Annotated in this window: 6 protein-coding genes; all 6 read right to left on the bottom strand. The window is 68.0% G+C overall.

Going from position 1 to position 7,384, the window contains the following annotated elements; genetic code table 11:
* Nucleotides 1-14: 14 nt before the first annotated feature.
* The 6 genes from VL52_RS09790 to VL52_RS09765 all read right to left on the bottom strand — a co-directional run bounded on the left by VL52_RS09790 (nucleotide 15) and on the right by VL52_RS09765 (nucleotide 7,383).
* Entirely contained in the window at nucleotides 15-281 is a 267-nt protein-coding gene (locus tag VL52_RS09790; RefSeq protein WP_070978679.1) for a hypothetical protein, read from the bottom strand.
* A gap of 14 nt (nucleotides 282-295) precedes the next feature.
* Nucleotides 296-1,033 (bottom strand): SDR family NAD(P)-dependent oxidoreductase, encoded by a 738-nt coding sequence (locus tag VL52_RS09785; protein WP_046156856.1) that lies wholly within the window; start codon nucleotides 1,031-1,033, stop codon nucleotides 296-298.
* 80 nt (nucleotides 1,034-1,113) lie between these two features.
* Nucleotides 1,114-1,893: an START domain-containing protein gene (locus VL52_RS09780; RefSeq protein WP_046156855.1), complete on the bottom strand. Its 780-nt coding sequence runs from the start codon at nucleotides 1,891-1,893 to the stop codon at nucleotides 1,114-1,116.
* A gap of 8 nt (nucleotides 1,894-1,901) precedes the next feature.
* Nucleotides 1,902-2,645: an SRPBCC family protein gene (locus tag VL52_RS09775; protein WP_144410211.1), complete on the bottom strand. Its 744-nt coding sequence runs from the start codon at nucleotides 2,643-2,645 to the stop codon at nucleotides 1,902-1,904.
* Nucleotides 2,646-2,681: 36 nt separating this feature from the next.
* Complete coding sequence (locus tag VL52_RS09770; protein WP_046156853.1) at nucleotides 2,682-3,953, bottom strand: FAD-dependent oxidoreductase; 1,272 nt, start codon at nucleotides 3,951-3,953, stop codon at nucleotides 2,682-2,684.
* 10 nt (nucleotides 3,954-3,963) lie between these two features.
* Nucleotides 3,964-7,383, bottom strand: a complete 3,420-nt coding sequence (locus tag VL52_RS09765; protein WP_082113694.1) for a beta-ketoacyl synthase N-terminal-like domain-containing protein — start codon at nucleotides 7,381-7,383, stop codon at nucleotides 3,964-3,966.
* Between the last annotated feature and the right edge of the window lies 1 nt (nucleotide 7,384).

Raw genomic sequence — 7,384 nt, 5'->3', positions numbered from 1 at the left:
GCGCGACCGCCGGGTTACGCTTGCGCCGCCAGGCAGTCCGAGTAAACGCGACAGAGATCGCCGACGGTGCGGATGTCGGTGATGCGCACGTTCTCGTCCAGGAACGGGTCCACGCCCAGTTCCACCTCCACCCGGAACAACAGCATGGCGATGCTCACCGAGGTAAAGCCCATCTCGTCCACCAGCTCGGTGTCGTCTCCATAGGCCGGCAGGCTCAGCAGGTTTTCCTCCGCCACCAGGCGCAGCGTCTTTTCAATCACTTGTCTAACGTCGTGTTGCATCTGGATATCTCCCGTCAAGTCGTCAAACCGCCATCCACGATCAGCGTCTGCCCCGTGACGAATCCTGCCTCGTCCGACAACAGAAACCGGACGACGGAGGCGGCGTCGTCCACCGTCGTCAATCTGCCCAGCGGCGTTTGCCGCACGAGCTGCTCCTTTTGCCTCGCCACCATGCCGGACACCATTTCCGTCTCCATCAGCCCGGGCGCCACCGCGTTGACTCGGATGCGCATCGGCCCCAGCTCCCGCGCCAGGCTGCGGGTCAACCCGTCCAGCGCGGCCTTGGTGGCGCTGTAGGCCGCCACGCCTTCGAAGCCACGGACGCCGGCCACCGAGGACACGTTGACGATGGCCCCGCCGCCGCCCACCATCATCTGCTTGGCGCACAGCTGGGCCAGCCGGATCGCGCCGCCCAGGTTCACCTCCAGCAAGCGGGCGATGTCGTCCGGCCGGCTCATCGCCAACAGTCCTTCGTGGTAGACGCCGGCGTTGTTGACCAGGCCGCGCAGCGGGCCCAGCTTCTCCCGCGCGCGCCCGAGGAAACGGGACAGCGCCGGCGCGTCGGTCACGTCGGCGGCCTCCCAATGGAAATCGCCGGCGGCGCTATCCCGCAGCCGGCTCAACTCCGCCGTGTCGTTGCGGCTGAACGTCGCCACCCGGTAGCCGCCGGCCAGCAGGCTTTCGCAAATTTTCAGACCCAGGCTGCGGCTACCGCCGCTGACCACTACGGCCGGTTTGACTGTTTCTTGCATCGCCACTCCTCCAGTCATTTGTCATAATCATGGCGCGCAAGCGCCCGCTCGGGCGCGCCTTGGCGCGCCCCCCGCCGCGCTCAATGCTTGGCCAGCGTCCGGTCGGACAGGAAGTCGAACCTCGCCTTGCGGTATTTCTCTTGATTCAGTTGGCGGGGAATATCCTTGGTCAGCATCTGCCTCACCACCATCGGCGCCATCAAGTTCTGCGCCCACTGCGGGAAGCCGCCGCCCATGTCCATGTCGTACAGCACCTCCACCTTGACCGCGCCATCCTGCTGCGGGGTGTAACGGAATACGTTGTGCATGTGCTCCAGCCGCACCCGGTTCTCGTTGGGCGGCAGTTTGTTGGGCGCCGCGATGTTCTCCAGCGTGACCACGCCGGTGGCCGGGTCCTGCCTCAGTTGGCCCAGCAGCAGCATTTCTCGCGGGGTGAACGGCGGAAACAGCTCCACCGACCACAATGTGACGATGCTCCCGCTGCGCGGGTCCCATGGCTGGACGATGCGATAGCCCAGGCAACCCTGCACCCACTCGGCGCAGTTGTTCTGGATGCTTTCATCCAGGAAAGGCGCGATGTGGTTGCTGAGGCTGAACTGCTTCATCGTGGTGATGCCGCGCACGCGCAGCGCCGACGAACCCGGGGTCTTCATGGTGTAGACCTGCACGCCGTCGGCGTCGGACTGCAACTCCCAGCGATTGGAGCCGGACAGCATCCACAGCCAGTTGCCCAGCACGGACAGCAGCGCCAGCGCCGGCACGGCGTAGATCAGCGCCTTGCCCAGCCGGCGCAGGCGGGAACCGCGCTTGGCGGGCGCCGGCATCGCGGCCGGCGACAAAGTGTTTTCGAGCTTGCTCATCTACATCCTCACGTTTTCGGAGTGTCCAGTTCGCGGATGCCGGGGACCCGCGCGTTGCGATACTTCTCCATATTCATCAGCCCTTGCATGCCGTGGAGAATCTGGTAGGTGCTTTCGATCAGCGCCGGGTTGACCAGCGGGTACGGCAATCCGCCCACGTCTGTGTCCTGGGTGAACTCGATGTCCAGCCAGCCGCCCGGCTGCGGCGTGATGGTCCAGTGGTTGCTCAGATGGGCGATGCGCACGCAGCACTCGTCGCGCGGGATGCGGTTGGGCGCGGCGATGATGTTGAGCTCCAGCCGCTTGCTGACCGGGTCTTGCCAGTGTTCCTGCAGCAGCACGTACTGGCGGGTTTTCAACAAGGGCATGTCGAACTTGAACTGCACATACGCGGCGTAGCGGTCCGGCGTCGTCGGCAGGCGCTCTATCACCGAGCCGTCGTAGCAATAGGCTTCGGCGCAGCTGCTCAGATCCTCCAGCAGCTTCACCATGCCGGAGAGGCTGGATTTGACGCGGGCGTGCGCCTTCACCAGCACCAGGCCGCTGCCCGGCGTCTTCAAGGTCCACACCTGGACCCCGTCCTGATCCCGCGATGGTTCCCAGCGGTTGGAGCCCGAATACACCCAGGCGAAATGGGCGGCCACGGCCAGCGCCAGCAGAACCAGCCCCGCCCGCGACAGGCGCTTGCGCCATCGCCGTTGCGGCTTGGCCTGGGCCGGGGCGGCCGTCGCCATCTGATTGCTTGATGTCATTGCTCGATTCCGAAGGTTGGTGGATGAAAGCCGCGTTCAGGTCGCGGCCAGCAGGTGCCGGGACAGATGGCGCGCCAGGCAGATCAGTGAAACCGTCGGCGTGCCGCGCATGTCGTCGGGAATGACGGAGCCGTCGCAAACGTGCAGGCCGCGCAGCGAGGTTTCCAGCTTGCCATCGACGTGCTCGCCGATGCGGATCAAACCGCCGATGCGTCCAGCGGCGCGCAATCCGACGTCGAAAATATGCTTGGCGCCCGCCCGTTCCAGCAGGCGGACCGCCTCGCGCCGCCCCCGGTCCAGCCGGACCTGGTCGCCGTGGTCGAAGCTCTTGCGCAAGCGCCCGTCCGCCTCCAGGCGGCCGCCCAGGCCATCCTTGACCTTGACGCCGACGCCCACGCAATCGCTGTAGGAGAACAGGTGCCGGAAACGCAGCGCCGCCAGCATCATCGGCCGGTGCAGCACGCGGGCCACATTGGCGTCGCCCAGCTCGATGCCGTCGTCCAGATGGCAGCTCATGCTGCCGACGAAGCCCTCCTCGCCGCCCCCCAGTCCCGGCACCAGGCCGTAAACCCCGTAACCGGGATTGCAGAAGAAACCCCGCGCGCCGACGCCGTCCACGCCGCAGTCCCGCAGCATTGTCGGGGTGGCCAGCTCGCCGGCCGCCAGCACCACTTTCTTGGCGTAAGCCTGCCGCAGCTCGGAGCCGAAGCCCTTGCGCCGCCGGTATTCCACGCCTATCGCCCGGCCGCCTTCCCGCAGCACGCGCACCACCATGGCGCGCGAGATCAGCGTCGCGCCGGCCGCCAGCGCGTCCTCGACGTAGTCCAGCGCCTTCCATTTGGCTTCGTAGCGGTAGCCGGCGTCGCACCGCGACGCGTCTATCAGCATCTCGTTCTTGCGCCAGTCATGCCCCAGCTCGATGGCGCTGGCCCGCAGCCGGCGCGCTTTGGCCGTCAGCAGCCTGTCCGGCAGCGCGGCGATCGGCAATTCGCTGCGCACCGCTTCCAGGTCATCCGCCAGCTCGATGCCGTGCGCGCGGAACAGCTCCAGCGGCGGCATATTGGCGACGGCGAAATACATCGAAGTGGAGCCGCCGGTGGTCAATGCCCTGACCGTGGCCAGCTTGCGTTCGCCCAGCCGGACTTCGTCGGCGATGCCGGCGATGCCGGCCAGGCTTTCTCTGGCCGGCGCGGAGCCGCCCCTCTCCAGCATCAGCACCTTGCGTCCCTGCCGGCTCATTTCCCGGGCGATGGTGGCGCCGCATACGCCGGAGCCGACGACGATGACGTCGAATTCTTCATGCTTCATGGATGCCCCCCTAGCCGCTGACGGCCAGCTCGCCCTGCGCGGCGGGCTTGCGGGCCGGCTTCGCGTCGCGCTGCCGCATGCGCTTGGCCACCTCGGCCACCGCCGCAGGATCGGTCACGATGGAAAAATGATCGGCGGCGATCTCAAACACGCTGAACCGCTCCGCCGCCAGCTCGCTCCAGCCATAATCCTCAGGCGCGCCGGTGAAGCCGCCGCCTGCCCGCAGCAGCGTCAGCCTCGCGCCGTCCGGCAGCGGCTGCGGCCGGTAGGCCCGGCAAGCTCCCTCGCTGGCCACCGCGATGTCCAGCGTCGCCTGGAAAGCGTCGAATGGAATCCGGACGCCCTTTTCGCCCAGCAGGGCGTGCAGCCTGACGCCGCGCTCGCCGGCCGGCAGCGCTTCCAGTTCGCCGGCATCCACGGATATCTCGGCGCCCAGCGTCCGGGAGAAATGGCGGAACACTTCGGCCATCATGGCCGCCATGCCGTAGCCGCGCAGATCGGGGCGCAGGGTGTCGAGCAGAATCACCGACGACACCTGCCGCCCCATCGCCAGCAGCTGGCGCGCCATTTCATAGGCCACCACCCCGCCGTTGGAATAACCCAGCAGCCGGCACGGTCCCTGCAAGCCGGCGTCGCCCAGCAGGCGGATATTGGCTGCGGCCGCCTCCTCCACGCTGGATGCGCCGCCGGCGGGCTCCACGCAGTAGAACGGCTGGCTATCGCCCAGCTCGCGGCTCAGCAGTTGCAGGGACAGCGCGCCGCCGCCCGCGCCGGGCAAGGCGACGATGGGCTCCCGGCTGCCGCCGGCGCGCATCGGCACCAGCCGTTCGCCGCCATTCTCGGTCCGCGGCTCGCGCTCCGCCGCGAGGGCGGCGATGCGGCTGGCCAACGCCGCGATGCCCGGGTAGCGGAAAATGTCGGCCGGCGATAAGGCCACGCCCATCTCCGCGTCCACCCGCTGCATCATCTCCATGATCTCCACCGAGCCCAGCCCCAGCTCGATCAATGGTTTGTCGGTCGCCACGTCGCCGACGGCCAGACCCAGCTTCACGGCGGCTTCGCGCCTCAACAGCACGATGGCGCGGCCGGCGGCGTCCAGTCCGGCGCAATCGTCCGGCGCCTGAGCCTCGGCGGCCTGCGGCGCCAAAGGAAGGGCCGCGTCATCCTCATCCTCGCCCAGCCAGTGCCGCGTCCCGGCGAAGGGATAGCCCGGCGCCGACACCGGCTGAACGCGGCGGCCGCGCCACAACGCGCGCCAAGGCATCTCCACGCCATGCACCCACAACCGCGCCACATGCCCCCATCGGCCGCCATCCCGCGCCTGTTCCAGCTGCATGGCGGCGATGTCGCCGCCGATCAGGCCCGCCAGCGGATTGCGCCGCTCGGCATCGGCGGCGGCGTAGTAGATGCCGCGCGCCTCCAAGCCGGACGGCTCTGTGCTCTTCGCCGCCGATGCCAGCTTGTCGCGCAGCTCGGCTATCGAGCCGGCGTCCACCGCCAGCCGCGCGTCCATCGGCTCGCGCCCCAGCTGCGAGGTGTAGGCCAGGTCGGCCAGTCGGGCATGCGCGCCCTCCGCGTCCAGGAAAGAAAGGTAAGCGTCCAGATAGGCGGCGAGCCGCTCCGGCGTCCTGGCCGACAGCACGAACAGCTGCTCGCCGGCATCTTCCTCGCGCTCGCGGGCTTCCAGGCACTCTTCCAGCAAAATGTGGACATTGCTGCCGCTGTCGGCGAAGGAGTTGACGCCGGCGCGGATCGGCTGGTCGCCGTCGCGGATATCGTCCAGGACGATTTCGCGGTCAGCGATGTAAAGCGGATGGTCCTCGCTGGCGATATCGATGAAGCTGCTGAGCTTGCGCATCGAAATGGTGGCCGGAAAGCGGCCGTGGCGCAGCGACAGCGCCAGCTTGATCACGTTGACCACGCCGCTGGCGGCTTCCACGTTGCCGATATTGCCCTTGACGCTGCCCAGCGCGCAGCGCTTGCCCGCCATGGCCTGTCCCAACGCGTTTTTGACGCCCTCGAACTCGAAGGAGTCGGCCCATTTGCGCGCATAGCCATCCACCTCGATGTAGCGCACCGAGTCCGGCTCCACGCCGGCCTTGCGGTAGCAATCGGCCAGCGCGGCGGTGATGGACTCGTGCTTCACTTCGGACAGGCTGCGCGCCCCGCCGCGGTGGTTCTGATGGCAGGACTTGATCAGGCAATAGGCGCGGTCGCCGTCGCGACGCGCGTCGGCCAGCCGCTTCAGCACGATCACGCCCACGCCCTCGCCCCGGGTGAAGCCGCTGGCGTCGTTGTCGAACACGCCGCTGCTGCCATCAGGCGACAGCAGTCCATACTGCGAGGACGCCACGTAATCGCCCGCGCCCAGATTGAGCGAAACGCCGCCGACGATGGCCAGGTCGCACTCGCCGTTGAGCAGCGAGTAATAAGCGCGGTTGATCGCCACCGCCGACGACGCGCAATTGACATTGATCGCCTCGCTCGGGCCGCGGAGATCGAAGACGTGCGAGAGGCGGTTGGCCAGGTAATAAGTGGGGCTGGACGAGGTGAACACCGGGCCGTCCGCCAGTGCGCGGAAATCCATGCCGCGCAGCAGCTGCTCGTATTCCGAGTACTGGTAGCCGACGAAAACCCCGCAACGGGAACCCGCCAGCGAGCGGATATCGACCCCGGCATCCTCCACCGCGCGGTAGGCTTGTTGCAGCAGCAGGCGCAGCTGAGGGTCCATCGCCCGCGCCTCGGCCGGCGGAATATTGAAGAAAGCCGCGTCGAAGCAATCGACGCCGTCCACCAGCGCGCCCCATTTGGACAGGGTCTTGCCGGGCGACGGCGCGTCGGCGTAATGCGCTTCCCAACGCCAGCGGGACTCAGGCACCGGGCGGACGCTGTTCTTGCCCGCCATCAGATTGCGCCAGAACGCGCCGGCGTCCGGCGCGTCGGGCAGCAAGCAGCTCAGGCCCACCAAGGCGATGTCGCCGCCAGCCGGAGCCGGGGCGGATTCCTCCCCGGCCAGGCCGTAATGGCGGATCAGCGCGTCGGCATGGCCGGAAACCAGCGCGTCGGCGACGGCTTCGGCCGATGCGCCGGCCGCGCCCTCCAGACGGATGCCGTAGCGGCGGCTGACGAAGTCCGCCAGATCGGCGCCGGACGGCGCGGACCGGACCGCATCCGGCTCGCTTTGCGGAGCGTTGGCGTCCAACAGCGCCGCCAGTTCGCGCAGCGTGCCGACGCCGGCGAACTGGGCCGGCGCCAACGCCAGGCCGAACTCGCGGGCGATGCCCTCTATCAGCTCCATCATGATGATGGAGTCGATGCCCAGCTCGGGCAGCGCCGCATCGGCGTCCACCTTCGCCGCCGGCAATTTCAACGTGGTCTCGATCAGGCCGGTCAGGCGGTCGAGCGCGCTCATTCGTGACGGATGCGACATA

Origin of the sequence: Chromobacterium vaccinii (assembly GCF_000971335.1) — a bacterium.
Taxonomy (GTDB): Bacteria; Pseudomonadota; Gammaproteobacteria; order Burkholderiales; family Chromobacteriaceae; genus Chromobacterium; species Chromobacterium vaccinii.
Note: the sequence above shows the minus strand (reverse complement) of the source record. Positions and strands in the feature narration are given on the sequence as shown.

Bases quoted from the DNA above. Each gene is read 5' to 3' on its own strand.
- VL52_RS09790 (WP_070978679.1), bottom strand. From the start codon at position 281: ATGCAACACGACGTTAGACAAGTGATTGAAAAGACGCTGCGCCTGGTG.
- VL52_RS09785 (WP_046156856.1), bottom strand. From the start codon at position 1,033: ATGCAAGAAACAGTCAAACCGGCCGTAGTGGTCAGCGGCGGTAGCCGC.
- VL52_RS09780 (WP_046156855.1), bottom strand. From the start codon at position 1,893: ATGAGCAAGCTCGAAAACACTTTGTCGCCGGCCGCGATGCCGGCGCCC.
- VL52_RS09775 (WP_144410211.1), bottom strand. From the start codon at position 2,645: ATGACATCAAGCAATCAGATGGCGACGGCCGCCCCGGCCCAGGCCAAG.
- VL52_RS09770 (WP_046156853.1), bottom strand. From the start codon at position 3,953: ATGAAGCATGAAGAATTCGACGTCATCGTCGTCGGCTCCGGCGTATGC.
- VL52_RS09765 (WP_082113694.1), bottom strand. From the start codon at position 7,383: ATGTCGCATCCGTCACGAATGAGCGCGCTCGACCGCCTGACCGGCCTG.